The 23498-nt window shown below is 44.3% G+C and carries 25 protein-coding genes; 4 read left to right on the top strand and 21 right to left on the bottom strand.

All coding sequences use genetic code 11. The features are described 5' to 3' along the window. Positions 1-303: 303 nt before the first annotated feature. Complete coding sequence (locus HMPREF0083_RS12045) at positions 304-564, bottom strand: hypothetical protein (RefSeq protein ID WP_021621657.1); 261 nt, start codon at positions 562-564, stop codon at positions 304-306. A 343-nt stretch (positions 565-907) separates the two neighbouring features. Between HMPREF0083_RS12045 and HMPREF0083_RS12040 the strand changes: the two genes are divergently transcribed. From HMPREF0083_RS12040 to HMPREF0083_RS12025, 4 genes are all read left to right on the top strand, one after another. Further along, positions 908-1489, top strand: coding sequence for a TetR/AcrR family transcriptional regulator (locus tag HMPREF0083_RS12040; protein WP_021621655.1), 582 nt, complete (start codon positions 908-910; stop codon positions 1487-1489). 20 nt (positions 1490-1509) lie between these two features. After that, the gene (locus HMPREF0083_RS12035) at positions 1510-1929 is read left to right on the top strand and encodes a DUF5367 family protein (RefSeq protein WP_021621654.1); all 420 of its coding nucleotides are present in this window, start codon (positions 1510-1512) and stop codon (positions 1927-1929) included. A gap of 164 nt (positions 1930-2093) precedes the next feature. Then, on the top strand, positions 2094-2954 hold the full coding sequence (gene speE, locus HMPREF0083_RS12030; RefSeq protein ID WP_021621653.1) for a polyamine aminopropyltransferase: 861 nt from the start codon (positions 2094-2096) through the stop codon (positions 2952-2954). A gap of 131 nt (positions 2955-3085) precedes the next feature. Then, on the top strand, positions 3086-3760 hold the full coding sequence (locus HMPREF0083_RS12025; protein ID WP_021621652.1) for a queuosine precursor transporter: 675 nt from the start codon (positions 3086-3088) through the stop codon (positions 3758-3760). A gap of 74 nt (positions 3761-3834) precedes the next feature. On the opposite strand, the gene HMPREF0083_RS12020 is transcribed toward HMPREF0083_RS12025, so the two are convergent. The 20 genes from HMPREF0083_RS12020 to HMPREF0083_RS11925 form a co-directional block, all read right to left on the bottom strand. Further along, positions 3835-4482 carry an amino acid ABC transporter permease gene (locus HMPREF0083_RS12020; protein WP_021621651.1) on the bottom strand — a complete coding sequence of 216 codons (648 nt, stop codon included), beginning with the start codon at positions 4480-4482 and terminating at the stop codon, positions 3835-3837. Positions 4483-4512: 30 nt separating this feature from the next. Beyond that, positions 4513-5169 (bottom strand): amino acid ABC transporter permease, encoded by a 657-nt coding sequence (locus HMPREF0083_RS12015; protein ID WP_021621650.1) that lies wholly within the window; start codon positions 5167-5169, stop codon positions 4513-4515. Positions 5170-5241: 72 nt separating this feature from the next. After that, positions 5242-6087 carry a transporter substrate-binding domain-containing protein gene (locus HMPREF0083_RS12010; protein WP_021621649.1) on the bottom strand — a complete coding sequence of 282 codons (846 nt, stop codon included), beginning with the start codon at positions 6085-6087 and terminating at the stop codon, positions 5242-5244. Positions 6088-6118: 31 nt separating this feature from the next. Beyond that, positions 6119-6895 carry an amino acid ABC transporter ATP-binding protein gene (locus tag HMPREF0083_RS12005; protein WP_021621648.1) on the bottom strand — a complete coding sequence of 259 codons (777 nt, stop codon included), beginning with the start codon at positions 6893-6895 and terminating at the stop codon, positions 6119-6121. A 149-nt stretch (positions 6896-7044) separates the two neighbouring features. Continuing rightward, positions 7045-7686 (bottom strand): ABC transporter permease, encoded by a 642-nt coding sequence (locus tag HMPREF0083_RS12000; protein ID WP_021621647.1) that lies wholly within the window; start codon positions 7684-7686, stop codon positions 7045-7047. Positions 7687-7696: 10 nt separating this feature from the next. Beyond that, positions 7697-8581 carry a glycine betaine ABC transporter substrate-binding protein gene (locus HMPREF0083_RS11995; protein ID WP_021621646.1) on the bottom strand — a complete coding sequence of 295 codons (885 nt, stop codon included), beginning with the start codon at positions 8579-8581 and terminating at the stop codon, positions 7697-7699. A gap of 18 nt (positions 8582-8599) precedes the next feature. Continuing rightward, positions 8600-9256: an ABC transporter permease gene (locus HMPREF0083_RS11990; protein ID WP_021621645.1), complete on the bottom strand. Its 657-nt coding sequence runs from the start codon at positions 9254-9256 to the stop codon at positions 8600-8602. A gap of 3 nt (positions 9257-9259) precedes the next feature. Beyond that, positions 9260-10393 carry an ABC transporter ATP-binding protein gene (locus tag HMPREF0083_RS11985; RefSeq protein ID WP_021621644.1) on the bottom strand — a complete coding sequence of 378 codons (1134 nt, stop codon included), beginning with the start codon at positions 10391-10393 and terminating at the stop codon, positions 9260-9262. 341 nt (positions 10394-10734) lie between these two features. Beyond that, positions 10735-12258, bottom strand: coding sequence for a histidine ammonia-lyase (gene hutH, locus HMPREF0083_RS11980; RefSeq protein ID WP_021621642.1), 1524 nt, complete (start codon positions 12256-12258; stop codon positions 10735-10737). A 134-nt stretch (positions 12259-12392) separates the two neighbouring features. Next, a complete protein-coding gene (gene hutP, locus HMPREF0083_RS11975) occupies positions 12393-12848 on the bottom strand; it encodes a hut operon transcriptional regulator HutP (RefSeq protein WP_040302513.1) in 456 nt (151 codons plus the stop codon). Positions 12849-12959: 111 nt separating this feature from the next. Next, positions 12960-13916 carry a M20/M25/M40 family metallo-hydrolase gene (locus tag HMPREF0083_RS11970; protein ID WP_040302512.1) on the bottom strand — a complete coding sequence of 319 codons (957 nt, stop codon included), beginning with the start codon at positions 13914-13916 and terminating at the stop codon, positions 12960-12962. Between the two features lie 120 nt (positions 13917-14036). Beyond that, a complete protein-coding gene (locus HMPREF0083_RS11965; protein ID WP_021621639.1) occupies positions 14037-15506 on the bottom strand; it encodes an efflux RND transporter periplasmic adaptor subunit in 1470 nt (489 codons plus the stop codon). Between the two features lie 28 nt (positions 15507-15534). Next, positions 15535-17052, bottom strand: coding sequence for a DHA2 family efflux MFS transporter permease subunit (locus HMPREF0083_RS11960; protein ID WP_040302510.1), 1518 nt, complete (start codon positions 17050-17052; stop codon positions 15535-15537). A 15-nt stretch (positions 17053-17067) separates the two neighbouring features. After that, entirely contained in the window at positions 17068-17721 is a 654-nt protein-coding gene (locus HMPREF0083_RS11955; protein ID WP_021621637.1) for an HlyD family secretion protein, read from the bottom strand. Positions 17722-17790: 69 nt separating this feature from the next. Beyond that, positions 17791-18234, bottom strand: coding sequence for a MarR family winged helix-turn-helix transcriptional regulator (locus HMPREF0083_RS11950; RefSeq protein WP_040302528.1), 444 nt, complete (start codon positions 18232-18234; stop codon positions 17791-17793). Positions 18235-18450: 216 nt separating this feature from the next. After that, a complete protein-coding gene (locus HMPREF0083_RS11945) occupies positions 18451-19179 on the bottom strand; it encodes a glycerophosphodiester phosphodiesterase (RefSeq protein ID WP_040302508.1) in 729 nt (242 codons plus the stop codon). An 80-nt stretch (positions 19180-19259) separates the two neighbouring features. Next, positions 19260-20573 (bottom strand): ABC transporter substrate-binding protein, encoded by a 1314-nt coding sequence (locus tag HMPREF0083_RS11940; RefSeq protein WP_021621634.1) that lies wholly within the window; start codon positions 20571-20573, stop codon positions 19260-19262. Between the two features lie 32 nt (positions 20574-20605). Then, positions 20606-21433, bottom strand: coding sequence for a carbohydrate ABC transporter permease (locus HMPREF0083_RS11935; RefSeq protein WP_040302506.1), 828 nt, complete (start codon positions 21431-21433; stop codon positions 20606-20608). Between the two features lie 28 nt (positions 21434-21461). Beyond that, positions 21462-22421 carry a carbohydrate ABC transporter permease gene (locus HMPREF0083_RS11930; RefSeq protein WP_021621632.1) on the bottom strand — a complete coding sequence of 320 codons (960 nt, stop codon included), beginning with the start codon at positions 22419-22421 and terminating at the stop codon, positions 21462-21464. Beyond that, positions 22422-23489, bottom strand: a complete 1068-nt coding sequence (locus HMPREF0083_RS11925) for an ABC transporter ATP-binding protein (protein ID WP_021621631.1) — start codon at positions 23487-23489, stop codon at positions 22422-22424. Between the last annotated feature and the right edge of the window lie 9 nt (positions 23490-23498).

Below are 23498 nucleotides of genomic sequence, written 5' to 3'. Positions count from 1 at the left end.
TACTGTTCAGTTTTCAAGGAACTTGTTTTTTGTGCCGCGCCGTTTTTCAGCGGCGACTCTTATATCTTATCAATCCCGAATCATTTTGTCAACAACTTTTTTGTTGTTTTTTTGATTCATCGTTCTGCATTTGACTAAAAGAAATATTATATCAACACTTGAAGCATCAACACAACATTTCGCCCTTGTCATAGCAGCGAAATTAAATTTATCACATTTTTAGCCTAGAAGTCAACAGAAAAATGACCGTTTTTTTTCACGGTCATTTTTTATAGCTGATACTTATTTTGATTTCTTTAATCCTCAATCTGTATTTGTTTGGTTTAGCTGCTTACGCGCTTCTTCTAATTGCTCGTTCAATTCCGCTATTGCTTGATGGTTTTCACTCGTCTGCGCTTGCGCAACTGCCCGCTCTGCCTGTGCAATTGCATTCTCTGCGCCTGTGCGGGCCTGTTCCGTCGGATGGGACTGCATCTGTGCGGTTGCGTTTTTTGCACTTTTGACTGCATTTTGTGCTTGGGAAATCGGATTTTGCGTCTGCATAGTTGATTGTTGATCGCGCATAATTGTCTCCTCCTGCTCATGCCTTTATCCTTCTTAATATGAGTTCAAACATTTTTGGTTATACGTATGATGTCTATCCGTACATTTCCTTGTTCTTACTCCGCACTTTTTATTTCTGTCCAATGAGCAATAAAACATTAATACGTGCAACAAGCTATTAGCAGGGATGAAAAAACCTTTCACTTCTCCTTTTAAAATAATATCACCATAGCGAAAATAAAATACTTCTTCGTTGTAACCCGAGGCAAGAAACAAAACAAACTCTGGCTATTTACATTCTATTATTGATGGAATAAAATACTAGTTAGTTATCTGAATAACTTATATAAGGGAGTGAAGCAATGTGGCAAAACCGAATATCGTCTCTAAACAAGACCTGCTTGCTTCCGCAAAAAGGTGCATTGCGGAATACGGAATCGAAAAACTGACACTCAAAGCCGTTGCGGCAGGAGCTGGCGTAACCCAGGGAACGGTTTATTATCATTTTCGTACCAAAGAACAGCTTATGCTTAGTCTTGTTGAAGATATATGCACATCGGCATGGGAACAGGTGGAGTCTAATACAAGTCCGGGTCCAGAGAAACTGAAGGATGCGCTCCATGCAGCTCATGATCGCTGTACGTCTGATTCTTTTTATCATCGACTTTTCTTTTCTCTAATGGTCTATAGTTTTCAGCATGAAGAAATGAAAAAACAACTGCATAATTTGCTTTCGTTCGAGAATAAAGCATTAGCCGAACAATTCGCTTCCATATTCACCACTTCACCTGTGGAAGGCATCTCACCCGAGACATGGGGCATTCTAATCAACGCGATGATTGACGGATTGGCTGTCCAGGCGTTGCTGTCCAATTCTTTTCCAGCTGACCGGGTGTACAGCGAATTGGAAGCACTGCTTACGCGCGAGATAACTAGCGGTAAATAAATCGAGGGAGTAGATACGAATTGAACAAACTTTCTTTTACTGTACTATGGGCTCTGCTAGTATGGGCCGGGGCTACATTGTTTTTTTTCCTGTTTGGTCATTGGGTGCTTGTCGAACCTGTTGCGGATCATTACTGGCTTACGCTACTTCTTCTGGAAATCGGTACTGCTGTGTTTCTATATGCAGTTACTCTGCTCTACATCCGATTCGACAGGCAGTCTAATGCCGCAGTCAAGTTTGCCGTCTGCGGTACGACAGTCGGGCTGTTTCTTGATACATTCTCCATTTCATATCACTCTTCCGTATTTGCCAGCCTTTCCCAAGGTCAGGTTATTGCTTTTACGGCCTGGATGTCTTGTGCATACGCTCTGTATCTTGCCATTCCTTTGCTTGTTCATTATAGCAAAGAAATAAAAAATGAACGAAAATCATTTCTTTGATTGTTTCTAGAACATGAATATGGTAGGGTAGTAAAAGACATAGTCGTTTAGCCTGTAAGCTTGGAGCTTCCTGCGCGAAACGCCGTGTCTTTTTTATTTGAACGTTTCTTCCTTCACGTATAGAATACGTTTATTTTTTGCAAAAATCATAAGGGAGGTAGACAATGGAACAAACAATGTCTTATATCCAGGCAAAAGATGGCGCACTTTGGCTTACGGAAGATGAGCGGGAGAATTTAAAAATAAGCTACCGCATTAAAGAAATCATCCACTCAGAAGAATCACCTTTCCAACACGTAACAATCCTGGACTCGTATGACTTTGGCCGTATGCTTGTACTTGATGGTGTTGTACAAACCACTTCTATGGATGGATTCATTTATAATGAAATGATTTCCCACATTCCGTTGCGTTTCCATCCAAACCCGAAGCGCGTCTTGATCATCGGCGGAGGAGACTGCGGCGCCGCTCGTGAAGTAGCCAAATATGCGAATGTCGAACAAATCGATATGGTGGAACTCGATGAAATAGTCGTAAAAGTATGTAAAGAACACCTTACGGAAGTATCAGGCAACCTGTCTGATCCCCGTGTACATTTCATCTATAATGATGGAGTTGCTTATGTTAAAAACTATGAGAACTATTACGACATCATTATTGTAGATTCTTCCGACCCCGTCGGGCCGGCAGAGCAGCTTTTCGAGCTGGACTTCTACCGCAATTTGCACCGTGCCCTGAAAGATGATGGCATTATGGTATGTCAAAGCCAATCACCAGTCTTTCATGCCGATATTATGGGACAGACACACCGGCATATTCAAAGCCTTTTCCCGGTAACAAAAGTGTACACTGCAGTAGTGCCGACGTATCCAGGCGGCTTGTGGAGCTTTACGATGGGATCGAAAATATACGATAAACCAGCAGAAAACCAACCTTCTGGCATAGAGACAAAGTATGTAAACACTAACATTATAGAAGCTTGCTTCCAGCTTCCAGAGTTTATGATTGAAAAATTACGGATCTAGCTTTTCGCTAGGTCCGTAATTTTTTTATTGTTCTTTTTTCTATGACCAAGTAGAATAGTAATGTTTTACTAACAAGTAAACCGCGGTTCGAAATCTCCCGCGTCACCAAAACTAGGAGGCATTGTATTCATATGTATAATTTTTATTTTGGTATGGTATTTGTACTGGTGAACTTCCTGCTGTTCCTGGTCTGTTACCGTCTCTTCGGCAAGCTTGGCTTATACGCCTGGGTGGGTGTTGCTACAGTATTGGCTAATATTCAAGTCGTGAAAACCATCGAAATGTTTGGTTTGGTTATGACACTTGGCAATACGATGTACGGCACCATTTATTTGACCAGCGACCTTTTAAATGAGAAGTATGGTGAAAAAGACGCGAAAAAAGCCGTCTGGTTCGGGTTCTTCACTCTCATTATGACAACAATCATTATGCAAATGGTGCTGCTGTTCCAGCCACATGAGAGCGACATTGCACAGGAATCTATGCAGACATTATTCGGACTTATGCCTCGCCTTGCGCTGGCCAGTCTGGCCGCCTACTTCATCAGTCAATTTCTAGACGTAAAAATCTATACGTTTCTAAAAAAAAAGTTCCCAAAACGAAATCAGCTCTGGATTCGAAACAATGGCAGTACCATTCTCAGCCAGTTGATCGACTCCCTTATCTTTTGTACAATCGCATTTGCGGGCGTGCATCCGCTTAATGTATGGCTTGATATCTTCATTACTACGTATTTAATTAAGTTTGTTATCTCATTTTTATCCACGCCGGTTCTCTACGCGGCCCGGAACTTCAAAGTGGATTGATTAAACAATAAACGAGGCAGCATGAACAGCCCCCCCTGTATAAGTGGGACTGTTCGGCTCCTCGTTTTTCTTGTTTAACGGGAATGTTCCAGCCTTCTTGCAACGATTGAGAGAGCATAGTTGACCACAAAATACATAATAGCAATCAATAATAGCACAGGAATAATATACGTTGATTTCGAATTGTAAATAACCTGTCCGTTATGCATCAGCTCTGGAAGTGAAATGATGATCGCCAATGATGTGTCCTTCAAAAGGGAAATAAACTGGCTTACAATCGGTGGAACCATCCGGCGTAGCGCTTGCGGCAGAATAATATAGCGCAGCGTCTGTCCATAGTTCAAACCGGATGCACGTGCTGCTTCAATCTGCCCTTTATCTACGGACATAAGACCGCTGCGAATAATCTCCGAAATCATCGCCGATTCGAAAATCGTTAGCGCAGCGATAGCTGCACTAAATATTTCCATCTTAATTCCCACATCACGCAACGCAAAATAAACGAAGAAAATAATCAATAGTAATGGTAGATTCCGAATCATCTCCACCCATAAAAACACAAATTGTGACAGCATAGGAATTTTCATATACCGAATAATCGCAAATACAATCGCGATGATAAAAGAAAGAACAATCGATATTGCAGCCACTTCAAGCGTCACAAGGAATCCTTCAAGCAAATACCTTACATTCGGCCAACTGTATGCGCCGATAAAGTCCATCTCCCCCACTCCTTTCTTCTACCGTTCGGCTTATGCACGCTTCAGACGGCGCTCCAGCCAGTTTACCAATATCGAAAGCGGCACTGTAATCGTCAGATAAAAAACCCCTACTAGAATGTACGTTTCAAATGTTTTGAATGTATTTGTCGAAATAATATCAGCATGATACATAAGATCCATACCCGCAATAACACCAAGAAGGGATGAATTCTTCACAAGGTTGATGAACTGATTGCCAAGCGGTGGAATAACGATTTTGAACGCTTGTGGCAGAACAACATAACGCATGGCCTGGATATACGTCAAGCCGGACGCACGCGCCGCTTCCATCTGTCCTTTCGGAATGGAATTAATACCGGCTCGAATCGCTTCCGCAATAAATGCGGCCGTATATACCGTCAGGCCGAGTGTTCCTGCAACAAAGGAGCTAAGCTGAATGTCCAGCGATGAAAGCCCAAAGTAAAAAAAGAAGATTTGAATCAACAAAGGAGTATTCCGAATGAACTCAACGTACGCCCGTCCAATAATAACAAGCATACGGAACGGGGAAATGCAGAAAATAGCGATTACCGTTCCAAGCAACAGGCTGGCAATGAGAGAGATTACGCTAATCTGTAATGTAGTTATCAGACCACTAACATATTCGCCATTGTATTTAGACCAAATATCAAGTATATTTTGCAGCATAAGCTCTTACCCCCCTTCTTTCGGACGAGAAAAAGGACCTGCGGCCACTTCGCCATCAGGCCCCTGCCTTCTCTATTTTTTCTGTGGCTTCTCACCAAACCAGTTTTCGTAAATCTTGTCGTATTCACCGGAAGACTTCAACTCGGAAAGCGTTTCGTTAACAGCTTTCAGCATCTCAGCATCTCCCTTGCGAATAGCGATACCGTACGGTTCGTCCGTGAATAGACCGCCCACTAGCTTGAAGCTCGAATCTTCCTTCTGCATACCAAGCAGGATGGAGTTATCTGTCGTCAATGTATCGCCTTTTTTGGATTTGAGCGCCGTGAATGCTTCGGCATAATTCTCATATTCAGCGACTTTCGCTTCTGGAGCCTTCTCACGAATTTGCTTTGCAGAAGTCGAACCTTTTACCGCAATAACGGTTTTACCATTCAAATCCTGTATACCTGTAATCGAGGAATCTTTCGGTACAAGCAAGGACTGCCCGGCTTCAAAATATACATCAGAAAAATCTACTTCCTGCTTGCGCTCTTCCGTAATCGTCATCGTGGCAATAATGGCATCAATGTCTCCGTTTTTCAGCATCGGAATCCGAGTTTTTGATGTTACTTCTTTTAGCTCGATTTTTGTGTCATCACCCATAATTTTCTTTGCAATCGCTTTTGCAATATCAATATCAAAGCCTTTTACCTGGCCATCTGCCGGATCCTTCTTACCGAATAAATTTGTGTCGTATTTTACACCTACAATCAACTTACCGCGCTCTTTCGCTGCAGCTACCGAACTTTTCTCGGTGCCACCGCTGGCCGGTGCATTCGCGTCAGCTGGTTTATCCGCTTCCTTACCACCACAGGCCACAAGCATAACCGACATCACTAGCATAAATACCAGACTGAGGACAGATACCTTCTTCTTCATTTTATAGACCCCCTTTTTATCATTACATAAATTAATGGTTCAACAGGCGGCTTAAGAAGGAACGCGCTCTCTCTTCCTTCGGACTTTCAAAGAATGCCTTCGGTTCGCTCTCTTCTACGACCTGCCCGTGATCCATAAAAACTACACGGTCTGCCACTTCCTTGGCGAATCCCATCTCATGGGTAACGACAACCATGGTCATCCCTTCCCTCGCCAGGCTTTTCATAACTTCCAGCACTTCTCCGATCATCTCAGGATCAAGTGCGGACGTCGGTTCATCAAAGAGCATAATCTTCGGCTGCATCGTTAGTCCTCTTGCAATAGCTACACGCTGCTGCTGTCCCCCGGAAAGCTCATTCGGATAAGCATCTGCCTTATGTGCCAAACCGACTTTCTCCAGATAATAGCGTGCAGTCTTCTGAGCTTCCTCGCGTGCTATTTTGCGCACCTTCATAGGAGCCAGTGTGATGTTCTCCAATACCGTCATATGCGGATACAAGTTAAAGTGCTGAAACACCATGCCAATCTCCTGCCGCAAAACATTCAAGTTCGTCTTTCGATCATGAACATTTATGTTATCGACAATCAATTCGCCGCTTGAAATTTTCTCCAAATGATTAATACAGCGAAGTAGCGTCGACTTACCAGAGCCGGAAGGTCCTATAATGACTACGACCTCTCCCTCGGAAATCGTCAGATTTATATTTTGCAGCACATGAAAATTGCCATAATATTTGTCTACTTGGCGAAATTCAATCACTATGTACCTCCGTAAAAAATTGATTTTATTGGGTTTTCCTGTATCCATGTTACATTTTCGATTACTGTTATACACATGCGTATGCTTAAACAGTTGCATATAACTTATGTATATTGCTTTTTATAAAAGACATGCAAACTACATCATAAAAAAAACCATTCCTTCTGAAATTAACAGCAGGAATGGTCTTTTATGCTTTAATCGACTCTCGCTCTTTTTTGCGCCTTACCAAGTAAGAAATCAGCAAGAATCGCTATGAGCGCCGCAAGAACGGCACTTACATAAATTTTAACGGGATCACGCAAGTTAATTCCTGAATAAATCTCTTTACCAAGTCCCTCTCCCCCTATGAAAGGTGCAAGAGTAGCAACACCTATGGCAATAATGGCCGCAATGCGAATCCCCGACAGAATAAATGATAGCGCCAGCGGGATTTGTACTTTTACCAGCAGCTGAAAAGCTGTCATACCAACACCTTTTCCTGCCTCGGTTATACTTTTGTCTACTTCTTTAAGCCCTACATATGTATTGCGGATAATCGGTAAAAGGGAATAAAGAAACAATCCAATAACGACGGAGGTAAAGCCGATACCGAAGAAAACCATCAGTAAAGCCAACAGAGCCAGGCTTGGGAATACTTGAATCACATTAGCCAACGCCAGAATAACGCTCCCTGCTTTTTCGCTTCTCGCAGCAAGAATGCCAAAGGGTATCCCAACGATTAGCGCCAGCAGCAGACCGCATATAACCATTCCGATATGCTCCACGGTTAGAAGAAGCAACGTACTCCAGTTGTTCTGCAAATAATTTAGAATTTCACTAAAAATATTTCCGGTCATGATTTCACCTCTATTTTAAAAGCCCCTGCTGTTTCAGGTATTCTTCTGCAACAACCTGAGGATCTTTTTTCTCAAGGTCCACTTTTGCATTAAGGGTCCGGATCGTATCGAGATCAATTTTGCCCTGCAACGGCTTTACAGCCCGCTCTATTTCCGGATATTGTTTCAACGCTCCATTCAGTACAATAGGCGAAGCCAGATACGGTGGGAAAAATTTCCGGTCATCCTCCAGCGTCACAAGGTTGAATTCTTTAATGCGGGGGTCAGACGAATAGGCAAGCACGATGTCCACATCCTTGCTTTCCACAGCTGTATAGACAAGGTTAATTTCCATCGGATATACACGTCCGAATGAAAGCCCATACGTCTTGGTAAAAGCTTTGTAGCCGTCATTTTTTCTCTCTAGCCACGACGTATCCACGCCCAGCCTCATATTCTGGGCGTGGCCCCGAAGGTCTGAAATTTTCTTCAAATTATACTTTTCTGCGACGTCCTTTCTTACTGTGAACGCATATGTGTTCTCAAAACCAAGCGGGTCCATCCACGTAATACCATGATATTTATTAAATCCCTGCTTGGCCTGAGCCAGCGTTTCTTGCGGATCTTTCGTCTGCTTGACCGGAAACCACCCATTGTAAATTTCGCCTGTATACACGGTCCCCATCTGTATTTCATTTTCCTTCATTGCATTGATAATAAATGGAGTGGAGAGCAGGTCTGTTTTCACTTTAACGTTGATGTCAGACTGATCCTCGATCAAATATTTATACATATAGCCGAGTATCTTTGTTTCTGTGAATGTCTGCGTTCCGATAATAATAGCTTTACTACCTGTACATCCTGCTAGCAGTAGAAGTACGGACAGCAAAATAGCTAACAGTGTTATTTTCTTCATACAATAAAAACCCCCGATTTAAGCGAAATTCTGCTTGGAATTCTCCCGTTTCGTCAGCTTCTTTTCAAACAGCGATAATACAAAATCAACCACCAAAGCCAGTACCATCGCTAAAACAGCAGATGCAAAAATCAACGGCTTATCGTACACGGATAGTCCACCGACAATTAGTTCTCCCAAGCCGCCTGCGCCAATAACCGTAGCTAGCGTCGCCCAGCTAATAATATAAACTGTCGTTAAACGTACTCCTGACATAATGTAGCGGATTGCCAATGGCAACTCGATTTTAAACAGCCTCTGGCTTGAGCTATATCCGACCGCCTTTGCCGCTTCTATAATTCCTGGATCAATCGATTGAAATCCTGAATACGTATTCTGCAAAATCGGCATCAGGGAATATAAGAACAAGGCAAGAATCGCCGGTGTCGTCCCAATCCCCAACAAGGGAATAAGAATGGCAAGCAATGCCAGGCTGGGAATGGTCTGAAAGATGTTCGCAATCGTAAAGGATAGAGAACGAATCCATCCGATAGATGTTTTGGCCAAAAATGTTCCTAAAGGAATAGCAACCAAACAACCTAGTAAAACCGCGCTTGCTGAAAGAATAATGTGCTCAATTAAGGCGCTATAAAGATCGTGCCATCGCTCAACGAAAACCTGTGCATACTTCTCCATTTATTACACCCCGATTCCATTCGAGGGATAAATATCTGACATATGGCCAACAAGACTTCCCCGTGTGACCAGGCCAAGCAACGTATTGTTTTCACTTACGACAGGTACATATGCCAACTTATACTCATCCACAATATCGATGACTTGCGTTAGCAGAGTATTCGGCATTACCGTATGGGTAAACGGTTTAACAATATCGCCAACCCGCTTGTTCTCATCCTTAAACTGATTTAGCACATCATAGATTGTAATATAACCGAGCAGCTTATCGTTTTCGTTCACGACAATGAGAGAATCAACTTTTCTGCTCTCCATAATCTTAATTGAGGCGGCAAGTCCACGGGTTGGATAAGCCGTTACAGCTTTGCGAATCATGACTTCTTCCGCAGTCGGTATTTCCTGAACTTGCTTAAGTCGCTTGGCGCCAATGAATTCCTTAACAAAATCGTTGGCAGGATGTCGCAGAATTTCCTCGGGTGTGCCCTGCTGCACGACGGCTCCGTCTTTCATCAGTACGATTTTATCCGCGATTTTCAAAGCTTCATCCATATCATGCGTGACAAAAATAATCGTCTTTTTAATATCCTTTTGCAGACGGATAAGCTCATCCTGCAATTGTTCACGGCTAATCGGATCAAGCGCGCTGAACGGCTCATCCATCAAGATAACAGAAGGCTCTGCCGCCAGTGCACGGGCAACTCCTACACGCTGCTGCTGCCCCCCGCTCAGTTCCGAAGGATAACGACTACGGTACGTCTCAGGATCCAGTCCGACAACACTCAACAATTCATCCACCCGCTTAGCGATACGCTCTTCTTCCCAGTTGAGCAGCCTTGGAACAACTGCAATATTATTCGCAATGTTCATATGCGGAAAGAGACCTACACTTTGAATGACATACCCGATTCCTCGTCTCAGTTCAACAGGATCGATATGAGAGACATCTTTTCCGTTTACATATACTTTACCTGCGGAAGGTTGAATCAATCGATTGATTAATTTCATTGTAGTCGTTTTTCCGCAACCGCTAGGACCAATAAATACTGTAATCTCGCCACTGTTACACTCCAAATTCACTTCTTTCAACGCAACATACCCATCTTGGTATTTTTTTTGTACGTTTTCCAGCTTGATCATGTGTTTAAATCACCTTCTTCTCATTATATTTACATCCGCTTCAATTTCTGGATTTACTACAGCACTGCCAGATAAAAAAACGGATATGAGCGGTCAGGAAAGAAGGAATACGTATAATATTTGCTATCTTCTTCGGTTTTACGCCTTCTATTCGCTCAATAACTTTACATAACTACTATACCATAATAAAAAAAGACGTAAAAAATACGAATGGGGACAGAAGGCTGAGAGAAGACGCTTGCCTTCTGCATTGTTATGGAAGGTGAAAAGCGATTTAATTAGAACAGACCGAAGCCTTAAAGGCTCCGGTCTGTCTCTACTCTCATATTTCTTTGTTATTTTTAGCTTACCTCCTGAAAAAATGATGGATCCGTAATCATCTGAACTGAAGTCTGCTTCAAAAATTCGGCCACGGCTTCTATATCCTTTGAGAATATCCTGTCTTCTGTGAGCGGTGCCGTAATTTTGCGTGCCTGTGCATGGAATTGTTTTGTTTTGGACGCCATTTTCTCAACCCCCTGATATTCTGCAGACTGAAGTGCACAAATAAGCTCGATGGACAGTACTCTTCGGCAGTTCTGCACAATCTGGTGCGCATGACGGGCCCCAATGGTTCCCATACTGACGTGGTCTTCCTGATTAGCGGAAGATGGAATTGAGTCGACACTGGCCGGATGTGCGAGTGTTTTATTCTCGGAAACGAGTGAGGCCGCACAATATTGCAGAATCATGGCGCCCGATTGAAGACCGGGCTGCGGACTCAAAAAAGCAGGTAGGCCACTTAACTGCGGATTTACCATACGCTCAATTCGCCGCTCTGCGATATTGGCCAGCTCCGCTACAGCGATTTTTAGAAAATCCATTGCAAGCGCTATCGGCTGACCATGAAAATTACCACCTGAAACCACTTTATCTCCTTCATCGAAAATAAGCGGGTTATCAGTCGCTGCGTTCATCTCAATCTCCAGCTTCTCTTTCACATAGCCAAGTGCCTGCCAGGAAGCCCCGTGCACCTGCGGAATACAACGTAGTGAATATGCGTCCTGTACGCGAAGCTGGCCTTGTCTCGTGGTAAGTTGACTATCCGCCAAGTAGCCGCGCATTCGTGCTGCCACCGCGACCTGCTCCGGATAGCCGCGCGCAATATGCACTTCTTCTGTAAACGCATCCGTAATACCGCGCAATCCCTCCATTGTTACAGCAGCGATTAGTTCCGCCTGAGAGGCAAGCTGTTCTGCTTCCAGATAGGCAACCGTCCCCATTGCGGTCATTGCTTGTGTACCGTTAATAAGTGCTAATCCTTCCTTTGCCGTTAACGTAAGAGGCTGAATGTTCTCTGCCCGGAGCGCACTTAGCGCAGGAACAATTTGTCCCTTATAGAACACCTCACCTTCCCCTACCAGAGCAAGGGCTAAATGGGACAAAGGTGCTAAATCCCCACTGGCGCCAAGCGATCCTTGCTCGGGAATGACCGGATGAATGCGATGGTTCACAAATGCCAGCAGACAATCAATAACTTCCCGTCGCACGCCGGAGTATCCCTTAAGCAACGCATTCGCTCGAAGCAAAAGCATCGCTCGTGATACCGATTCAGGAAATGGCTGACCGACACCACATGCGTGACTGCGAATCAGGTTCAGTTGCAGCTTCTCTACATCCTTTTGCTCAATTAAAACATCGCTTAATTTGCCAAAACCTGTGTTGATGCCATAGACGACTTTATTTTCTGCTACGATTTTCTCTACAGCATGCCGACTTGCTTTCACACGCTCCAAACTTTCCGCCGAAGCTTCTACCAGCTCGTAATCATATAGCACACGACGTACTTGTGCTAACGTTAATGAATGACCGTTTAATTTAATCATATACTTCACTCTCCTTTTTCAGGCAAACAAAAAGGGAGCTACACATGCTTAAATAAAACGGTCCAAGCCGCTTTTTTAAGCGATATGTAGCCCCCTGTCATCTGTTTGCTATGGGCTCATTATCCTTGCAATATTCAAATATGATTAATTCCTAATCCTAGCGTCTCATGTTCAAGGCCGCGCACCGGTGCGCCGATGGTTCCATACAACGCTACGGCGATCCATTCACCTTCGCGCTCATTATCATACGGTTTTCCACGTATGATAGCGAAATTGAGTCCGACAGTACGCAGCACAGTGCCAAGCTGTACCTGGCCGCGCGTTACACCCTGCATCGCTTCGATAATCGCATGATACAGCGCGTGCGTCTCCCGGTAAAATGAACCATCGATTATTTGCTCTTTCTTAGCAGCAGTTTCAATGGCAGCGACAACCTTATGAGCGTCCATGGAGCCTACTTTTCCTTTGCAGAACTGATAACCTGACTTCTCTGCTAGTGCAAAAGGAAATGATTCTCCTTCAACCCCTTCTTCAAACAACGCTAGCTGCATCGCCAGTTTGCCGATGCGGTGTTCAATACGTAAGGACACGCTCTACCACTCGCTATCTGTCACTGACTTCTGTTGTACTTCTATTATCAATATATAAATCAGTCAGAAAATAGTCAACATTTTCCCGACATTTTTATTCAAATTCTCTTTTTATTTTTTCGGTGGATCAATATGTGTGATTAGCTCCGTTAAAAGTATGGTGAAAGTATGGAGGTGCTCTTCCATCCTTCCAGGAAATTCTGCTTGAATGAACGAAAGGTTATCTTTTTGTGGATCATGCCAGATAGCCCCATGCTTCTCTGTCTGGGTATATCCATCCTTGTCCCTAAGCGCCCAGTTTGTTGCTTCGAAATAACCGAAAGGAATGCCCAGCTTTTGAAAAGGTGCATGATCGCTCCAATCACCTGTAGTTCCCTTTGGAAATTCCGGGTTGTGTCCCGGATTTGTCCCCACGTTCAATTTCTTCTTCTTTGCAATGTCCAGTGCTTGCTCCCGTACCCAGCCGGCTTTACCTTCATTTCCGTATACATACATCTTATCTCCGGCAATTAGACTGTCCAGGTTAATCATAGCTACTGTATTTTTAATTTCCTCCGGCTTCATTTGCGAGGCATAATACTCTGAACCCTTTGTTCCAATCTCCTCAGCGCCAAAGAAAATGAACGTAACAGTATAAGGCGTTTTTTTATTCTGTAGCTGTTTCGCTACCTCAAGCAGCACACCTACGCTTGAACCGTTATCATCTACCCCCTGTACCCCTTTAACCGTGTCATAATGCGCTCCGACAATCAATTGCTTAGAGGATTTACCCGGTTTTATGGCTACTACATTTTGCGAAGAAATCTCTTCTTTAGCCCTGTTCTTTGTGACAAAAGGCTGCAATGTAGGTTGTAAGCCAACCTTTTTCAATTCTTGTGCGATATATTGCGCAGCTTTCTTCTCATCTTCCGTTCCGGCCACACGATCACCTAGACTTTCAGCCAGATTGGTAATGTGTTCAGCCGCTATGCTTCCCTCAGACGTCTTCGGCTTTGCTGCGGCCAGGGAAACAAATGAGGTAAGCATTAATGCTAGACAGCATACAACTGCAATCCATTTTTTCTTCATTTTATTTTCTCCTTTTCTCGACATGCGACTCTATTATATTTTCCGTCTAAATATTTTGTAAATAGTAGTTTGTTACAAAAAATAAGACCCACCAAAAAACATGGTGGGCCTTATTGCATATTATTGATTTAATTCAATTTTAGCACCGTCAGATAACAGGGCCACATTAGTAGTAATCACACGGGTTCCTTTTTTTAGGCCGTCCGTTACTAGCGCCTCTGCCCCCCGCTCACCACTCGTTTTCACCTCTACCCGTTTTGCCTTGTCACCTTCAAGAACGTAAACATACGTTTTGTCTTTCTCTTTTACAAGCGCCGATGACGGGATTACAATACCGTGCTGTGTATCAGGTGCCAGAATACGCACCTCCGCCAGCATACCGGATTTTAATTTCAAATCTGGATTTGCTACGGTAATCTGCACTGGATATCCTTTTCCTTTTTCATCAAGTGGGCTGATATTCTTCACTGTTCCTGTCGTTACATAATCGAATGCGGATGCCTTGACCTGTACCTGGCTACCCGGCTGCACATTATTAACCTGGTCCGCTGGCAAATATACGAGCATATTTACAGTATCCAGATTTGCTACAACCAATACCGGGGACTGCATAGATACCATCTCGCCGATTTCAGCATTTTTGGCACCAATAATCCCGTTAATCGGTGAGACGACGGTCGCATCTGCCAGCATATCGCGTGCGATATTCGCCCCTACCTGCGCCTGTTTCAACGCCTGTTGGCTTGCTTCAATGCCAGCTGTATTTTGCGCTACACCAACTTGTTTCTGCGCATTCTCATAGCCACCGTTTGCATTCTGGTAGCTAGCCGATGCATTATCATATGCCTTTTGTGCTGTAGCAAGTGACTTTTTCGCTGCAGCTACTTTCTCCTGTGCATTCGTACGGGCAATCTCTGCACTGCGATAGCCTGCCTGCGCATTCACCAGCGCCGTTTCCGCCTGATCAAGCTGAACCTGGGATACTGCTCCTTGAGCGAACAGTTGCTTCATTCGATCATGATTTGTCGTAGCATCATTAAGCGCCTGCTTCGCTTTGTCAAAGGAAGTAATCGCATCTTCTACCACATGCGTTGCCTGCTCAAGCGCACTGTTAGCCTGCGTGATAGCTCCCTGAGCTTGAATCATAGCATTCTTCGCCTGTAACACTCCGTTTTTCGACTGTACAGCACCGCCAGTCGCCTGGACAATACCGGACTCCCGGGCTGCTTGTGCAGTCTGGATGCTTGCTTGTGCCGCTGACACAGCCGCGTCCGCTTTCGTAACAGCGTTCTTCAAGTCTTTATCCTCTAGTCGGAACAAAACCTGGCCTTTTTTCACCCGCATACCAACATCTACAGGAATGTCTATAATTTTCCCCGCCATTTTGGGCATAATGTTCACTTTTTGATCCGGCATGACCGTTCCTGTATACACTTTACCGCCGAGCGCACCTTCCTGTGCCTGTGCTACCTTAACAGAAATCGGTGCATCTGACGCCGCTTCCTTGGCACTGGTAGTACAGCCTGCAAGCGCCACAGCCCCTAGCAATAAATACGTGATCGCCTTTGTCCGTTTCGCTCTTCTTCCCATGATTTCTCCCTTTCTTTCCCTTTATCTTCTAGCTTGCCTGTACTTCCGGCGCTTTCTTTTTCTTCCAAAATAGCAATACGAGCGGAATTGTAATAAATAGCGGTATGGAAGAAATAAGAAACGTATCTGCAATTCCCCATGCCATTGCTTCCCGTTGAATGATACCGCCAAGTGAAGACATGGCACTCGTTCCGAGTATGCCTTGGAAATACTGAACACTCGCCTCGTTTATTGATTCGGCAATATGCTGTGCATGCAATGTCGTTCTCTGCTGCATAAGCGCAGTCAGTACAGCAATCCCCATCGAAGATGCCACTTGTCGGATAAGATTGGACAGCGATGATGCATTCCCGACCTGCTGGGGTGCCACAGCGTTCATCCCTGCAGTAGATAATGGCATCATACAAAGTCCAATCCCGATTCCACGTATCGCAAGTACGGTTTCCAGCCACGCAAAAGACGTATCCACCGTCAAGCGGTGAAGTTCATATGTCATCACGCTTGTAATAGTTAAACCAACCAATCCTAATGGAATCACTCCGATTTTATCGAACAAACGCCCCGCAATCGGCATCATAACAGCCATTGCGATCGCCTGAGGAATCAGAATAATCCCCGTATCAATAGGTGATACCCCTTGGATATTTTGAAGAAAAATAGGGGTTAAAAATACGCCACCGAACATGCCTATCGTTACAAGACTTGCAGCAATAACGCTTAGTGTATAAGTGAAGTTCTTAAGTAAACTTAAGTCAATAATTGGATCTTCCTTACCTGCCTCCACCCAGAGAAGGAAGACAAGCGTCCAGAATGAAATAAAAAATAGAGCTACAATTTCAAATGATGTCCAGCCTTTCGATTGACCATTACTTAATGCGTATAGCAATGTACCCGCCGATGTGGCGGCCAGCAAAAACCCCCAAGTATCAAAGGTCTTTCCTTCAACTTTTTCTGTTTCCTGTAGCAGCACAGAAACAAGCACAATAGCCAGTATCGCTACAGGAATATTAATAATAAACAAAAAGCGCCAGTTAAACATCTCTATTAAATACCCACTTAACGTCGGTCCGACAGCAGGTGCCACCATTGCTGATACACCCCAAAGACCGAGCGCTGTGCCAATTTGTTCACGAGGCATGATCTTGTAAATAATTGACATGCTAATAGGCATAATAACACCGCCGCCCAGCCCGGCAATAATACGGGCGACAATAAGCGATGTATCGCTCCACGCTAAAGCACAAAACAACGTCCCTAAAGTAAACACACCAAGTGAGATAATGAAAAACTTTTTATATCCAAGCCGATCTCCCATATAGCCGCTGATCGGGATAATTACACCTGATGCCAGCATATAGCCAGTCAATACCCATTGAATTCGATCCGTGGTGGAGCCGAATACGTTAGTCAGCTTTGGTAGCGCTACATTAATCAAACTATTATTTAGAATAGCAACAAATGCTCCGACAATAATAGCAATTAATGCAAGCCACCGATATCCCGATGACTGAGCCTGAGGAGAGGCGGTAGCTGTTGCAGCACTCACAGCCATTCCTCCTTGCTAGGCAATATGGACTTTGACTTCGACGTTTGTGCCGGGAATCAATTCCATATCATCCGGTTTGTTGATGCTGATTTCAACTGGAATACGCTGTGTTACTTTATTGAAGTTACCGCTCGTGTTCGTTGCCGGGATAAGAGAAAATACAGCGTTAGAAGCCGTTCCTATCTTCCTTATTTTCCCGGTTATTGTTTTTCCATTTAATGTATCCAGCGTAATATCCACCATCTGTCCAGGGCGGATTTTAGCAATATCAGTTTCTTCAATATTAGCAGACACATATAGATGATTCGTGTCCATCATCATCGCCACTGCTTGACTCGGCGAACCAATTTCGTGCTGTTTCATATAAATTTTCATTACCATGCCATCAATAGGGGCGCGTAGTATAGAACGATTGACCATGCTAGGATCCATATTAGCTGGATCTTGCTCTGCAACCACATCATTCTTACGTAAAACATCGCCTTCTTCAACATGAATTTGCGTGATCTCTCCGGCAATTTGCGGCATAACTCGATACTGGTCGCCTTGAATACGCGCATCTTCGGTTTTAACATAATGCGCACCTTGATACCAATAATAGTAACCAATGCCTCCCCCACTAATAATCATTGCCAAAAGAAGAATCCATAGTAAGCTCTTTCGGTTCATTCTTCTCCCTCTTTCCGTTTACTTTCCTTTTCTAATATTTTGCATACAAAGGTTTTGCGAAAAAATTTTTCATTTCTTTTTTTCTTCTAATTTCTCTGTTAAGTGCCCGGCCAGCAATTGCAGTGAGCGGATAATCGTATGTACCTCCTCCTCTGTCATCCCGGAAAGCAATCCGTCGAAGTAGTTGTCTTGCAGAATAGGAACTTCCTTGCAGATTTCTTCGAACTTCTTTCCGAAATTAACCAGTACGACACGACGGTCTTTCTCGTCACGTACACGTCGCACGTACCCGTTTTCTTCAAGTCGATCTACAATACCCGACACTGTACTATTGGATAACCCCAATTGTTTACTAATATCGGACATGCGCTGAGGCTCACGTTTCAGACAGCGAAGTACGAGCAGCTGCGGACCTGTAATGTTAAAGGCGGCAAGCTCGCTGGTCAGCACTTCTAAGAATGACTGATGAATCTGCCGTATAAGAAGTCGAATTTGTTTAGATGGGTTCTGCATTTCATATTCCTCTTCAAAATATTTCCGATCCAAATATTTCGCATGCGAAATACTGATATAGATTATAGCAGGTAAACCAAATCTTACAACCCTAAAGTTGTAACTTTTTGCACATTTATATTGAAAAAATTTCATGTTGCGGTTTTTTCTTACGGGTAATAAAGGGGCATAAAGAATAGAAAAAGCCCTGTCTGTGTACAGAGCTTTTCGTTCTTTTTACGCTTTGTTTATTAATTCTAGCATCCGATCTGGATGATTCGTGCAAATCTGCAATTCCGGATGAAAATCTATTAGTTGCCGGATATGTTCCGCATTATCTACCGTCCAGGCAATCACTGTATAGCCTTCCTCAATCATCTCGTGTACAAAGCCAGGAGTCAGATAAGGGTACGGGATAGAGAGAATCGTTGCTCCTGTTACTGCAAGTTGCTCACGCAGCAATGTAGACTTCCCTCCAAAAATCAAGCCTTTTGTTAATTCAGGGGCCAGTTCGTGTATGCGTGCCACCGCGTCATGATCAAACGATGAGACGTACGCCTCCCTCTCCATACCATACAGACGTATCAGGTCTGCTACCTTTTCTTCCAGCCCAGGGTACATATCGCCTGCAGTTTTCAGCTCAATGTTTAGAAGAAGCTTACCGCGCACTTCCCCCAATACTTCTTCAAGTGATGGTATCTTCTCTCCTGCAAAAGCTTCGTTAAACCATGAACCTGCATCGAATTGCCTGAGCTCTTCCAGCGTATAATCTTTCACCGTGCCACTGGCGTTGACCGTTCTGCCAAGCTCGAAATCATGCATCAATACGGGTACGCCATCCTTTGATAATTGTACGTCAATTTCCATTGCTTGAATGCCGGGATGCGTCAATGCTAGACGAACAGCCGCCATCGTGTTCTCCGGTGCTCTTCCAGACCATCCCCGGTGAGCCATACAAGTATTCATTATCTACTCCTCCTTCTCTGCACCTGAAACCGGGAAGTTACTTTACCTTCCCGGTTGTTATTTATGCGTGTCTATCGCATTTATTTCTTTAAAATCTTCTCGGCCTTCTTCTCCACAGCGGCTATCGCCTCATCCGGTGTCGCTTGACCAAGCATCGCCCGCTGAAGCTCTGCCATAATAACTTCCTGCAATTCTTTGTATCCCGGAACCATTGGACGGGCCTTTGCATATTCAAGCTGATCGACCGCTACTTTAAGGTTTGGTCTTTCTTTATATACATCCTGCATTTGTTTGGATTCCACCGCTTCTGTCGTTGCCGGCATGTATCCGGAAGCAAGCGACCAGTCAATTGTTTGTGGTGTATCGGTCATCCATTGGATGAACTCCCATGCTGCTTTCTTTTTTGCGTCAGAAGATTTGGCCAGCACGACGAGATTGGCTCCCCCTGTTGGAGCGCCGTATGTCTTACCTGCTGGCAGAAATGCAGTACCGACATCGAACTTTGCATTGGATTCAAGCGCCTGCAAATCGCCTGTTGAGGTGAAAATCATAGCTACCTGTCCATTCAGGAAATCTTGCTTTGCTACATCCCATGCATTGTACTTCTCACCTGGAGGGTTTTTCATAATCCCTTCCTTCACCATACTCGTCCAAAGCTTGATTGGCGCTTTACCTGCTTCATTATTAATCGCCAGTTGCTTGCCGTCCTCGCTCAGAATGCTGCCTCCATTTTGGAATACGAGCGCTTCATAAAACCAGATATCAATAGGCGTGGAAAAACCATACGTCTTTGTTTTGTCGCCTTCTTTTTTCGTCAATTTACGTGAGTATTCAATAAGCTCATCCCATGTTTTTGGACCTGCCGGGTCAAGCCCTGCTTCCTTCAATTTGTCCTTATTCACATATAGAAGTGGAGTGGAGCGGTTGAACGGCACCGCATATAACTTGTCTTTCCAATACGAGTTACCCATCAGTCCAGGTATGTACTTTGTCTCCATCTCTTTTGCATAGGGTCCTAAGTCTTCAAGCGCCTTTGCATTAGCAAACGTACCGACGACACCCGCCTCGACCATCGTAACATCAGGCTGATTACCAGCAGTTATAGCCGACAGCACTTTCGCGTGATTCTGATAGTAATCACCCTGATATGCCGGCTTTACAACAATATCTTTATGTGTTTCATTAAATTTTTGCACCATCTCTTCAATCTTTTTACCGTTCTTGCCTCCAAGCGCATACCAAAAATCGATTTCTACCGGTTTTCCGTCTCCCGCTCCAGCCGATTTCTCTCCTTCGGCCGCACCGCCTGTTTTAGAAGCAGACTGGCTACAACCTGCAACCAGCAATGATACACTCAACAACAGCATCAAAAAAACACTAGCCCACCTTTTCATATCCGGCTTTCCTCCTTAAAATTCCTTCTATGTTATTTCGATTGGTATACAAACGCATTAATAATGTGCCGTTGCGCAAAGAAAAAGATAATGAGAATCGGAACGACAAGAATCATGTTGCCGGCCATAATGACATGCCACAGCGTATCCCCTTCACTTGACTTCATCATCGCCACGCCAATCGGCAATGTACGAACCTGCTCATTGTTCGTCATAATAAGCGGCCAGAAGTAATCATTCCAATGATAAATAAAGCTGAACAGACCGAATGTGACCAGCACCGGCTTGGCCATAGGCACCATGACCTTCCACATAATTTTCCATTCGCTTGCATTATCCAGACGAGCTGCCTCTATAACCTCATCCGGTACCTGCATGAATGCCTGTCGCAAAAGAAAAATTCCAAATGCACTGGCACCGTAGGGCAGGATGAGTGACCAGAGCGTATTGACCAAATTCCATTCACTCATAAATACGTAAATCGGTAGAAAAATGACCTGAGGAGGTATCATTAGTGCGATGAGCGTTAATCCAAACAATACATTACGTCCCTTAAACTTATACCTCGCAAAAGCATAGGCAGCAGGTACAGCAGTGAACAATTGCAGCACAAGAATGGACAAAGCCACAAACAGACTATTCACAAGATAAGTCAGGAACGGACCCGATTTCCAGGCCACAGCAAAGTTTTGAATTTGCCAGCTTTCCGGCAGAAATGTTGGGGGAAAGCGGAAGACTTCCGGCAATGTCTTAAAAGCGGTCAATGCCATCCATAAGAATGGGAAGACGAAAAGAAGCGCCACTGCTAGCAGAAGCAGCCATTCAATTGTTTTAAACACGTATAGGCGAAGTGGGTACACAGTATAGTCTCCTTTCTTCCGTCACCAGTTAACGGTAATGCACCCGCCGGGACATAAATGCAAAATGGACGAGCGTCAACAAACCTACTAGGCCAAGTAGAATGACTGAAGCTGCAGAAGCAATGCCTCCGTTAAAAAAATCCATACCTTGTTCATAAATATAGTAGACAAGCATATTCGTGCTACTCACCGGTCCCCCCTGCGTCATAATGGCAATCGTATCGAACACCTGAAACGAAGAGATCGTATTAATGACCAGCAGGAAAAAAATTGTTGGAGAAAGCATCGGTACTGTAATTTTGTACAGCGTTTTGATACGTGATGAACGATCCAGCTCCGCCGCTTCATAAATATCACGCGGAATGCTTTGCAGCCCTGCAATGAAAACGATAGTGTTATAGCCAACCACTTTCCATACACTAACCAAGACAAGAGATAACAATGCGCTCTTCGTATCACTCAGCCACGTGTATGCAGGCAAACCCAAAGCTTCTAAGACTGCATTCAGCAGGCCATATTGCGGATCCATCATCCACATCCAGAGCATGGATACAGATACGAGCGAGATAATGTGCGGACTAAAAATCGTGCCCTGAATGATTCCGTATATTTTTGCTTTTCGATTCAGCCACAACGCCAGCAAGAATGCAAGCCCGATACCTAGAGCTACCGTCAGTACTGTAAACAATCCGGTATTTATTACGACCTGATAAAAGTCCTGTTCCTGAAATAACTCCGTAAAGTTGGCAAATCCAACCCACTCTTTTGCTTCAAGATTCAGCAATGACCAATCATGAAAGCTCAAGTACATCACATATCCGATCGGATAGAAGAAAAACAGGGCGAAAAACAGGAGCGCGGGCGTTACATAAGCGTATGGTCGAATCGTTTCCCAGCGACCCCAAGCTGGCTTCTGCTGGGGCCATGCCTGCGCATGTGCCGATTCAAGCATTTCGATTTCCGGCTTCGCTACCGCTTCATTTTGCATTTATGCGATTCCTCCTATTACAGAATTCGCCATAGCCTTCCTTTTCTCACCGATTATTCTCGTTCCTGTTGCTCTATCAAAGAAATATAGGTGCTTGGCATCCACAGATACCCGGACATTCATTCCTACCTCAATAATGCTTTCTGTACTTCCTTTTACAACCACTCGCTCATCCTTCGTCTCAACATAATATAGTAGCTCTGAACCAAGAATTTCACGGGAGACAAGCACCCCATTCAGCATAAGCCCCTTGCCCGCTACCGTATCCAAGCTCTCAAACACATCAATAGCGGCCTTTTCGGGACGAAATCCGATGACGCAGGAAGGCTGATTATACATAGAAACAACATTCATCGGTGGCGATCCAATGAACTGGGCGACAAACAAGTTCGCCGGCATGGAATATAGATCGATAGGAGAAGCAACCTGCTGAATCTCACCTTGATTCATTACAACAATCTGATCGCCCATTGTCATTGCCTCAACTTGATCATGCGTCACATAAATAAAGGTGGTTCCCATCTGCTTATGCAGGGACGTTAATTCAACGCGCATTTGATTACGTAGCTTGGCATCCAGATTGGATAACGGTTCGTCCATCAGAAATACCTTCGGCTTCTTCACCATAGCTCTCGCCAATGCTACCCGCTGTCGTTGTCCCCCGGATAAATGGGACGGCTTACGCTGCAAATAATCGGTTAAACCGACCACTTCCGCAATCTCTTCCACCTGTTTTTTCGTCTCTACGCGAGAAAGCCCCCTATTCCTGAGCCCGAATCCAATATTGTCGAATACGCTCATCGTTGGATACAGCGCATAGTTTTGAAATACCATCGCTACATCCCGTTTGCCAGGCGGCGTATGATTGACCTTTTCGTTTCCAATTTGTAGTTCGCCCTCGGTTATTGACTCCAGTCCTGCTATCATTCGAAGCGTCGTCGATTTTCCACAGCCGGAAGGACCAACCAATACAGTAAACGAGCCATCCGGGACGCTCAGGTTCAAGTTCTCAATGACTGCTTGATTCTCGTATTTTTTCGTAATCTGCTTCAAAGTGACTTCAGCCATTCGATCATC

This window comes from Aneurinibacillus aneurinilyticus ATCC 12856 (assembly GCF_000466385.1).
GTDB classification, from domain to species: Bacteria; Bacillota; Bacilli; order Aneurinibacillales; family Aneurinibacillaceae; genus Aneurinibacillus; species Aneurinibacillus aneurinilyticus.
This window is presented reverse-complemented; position numbering and strand designations above follow the sequence as displayed.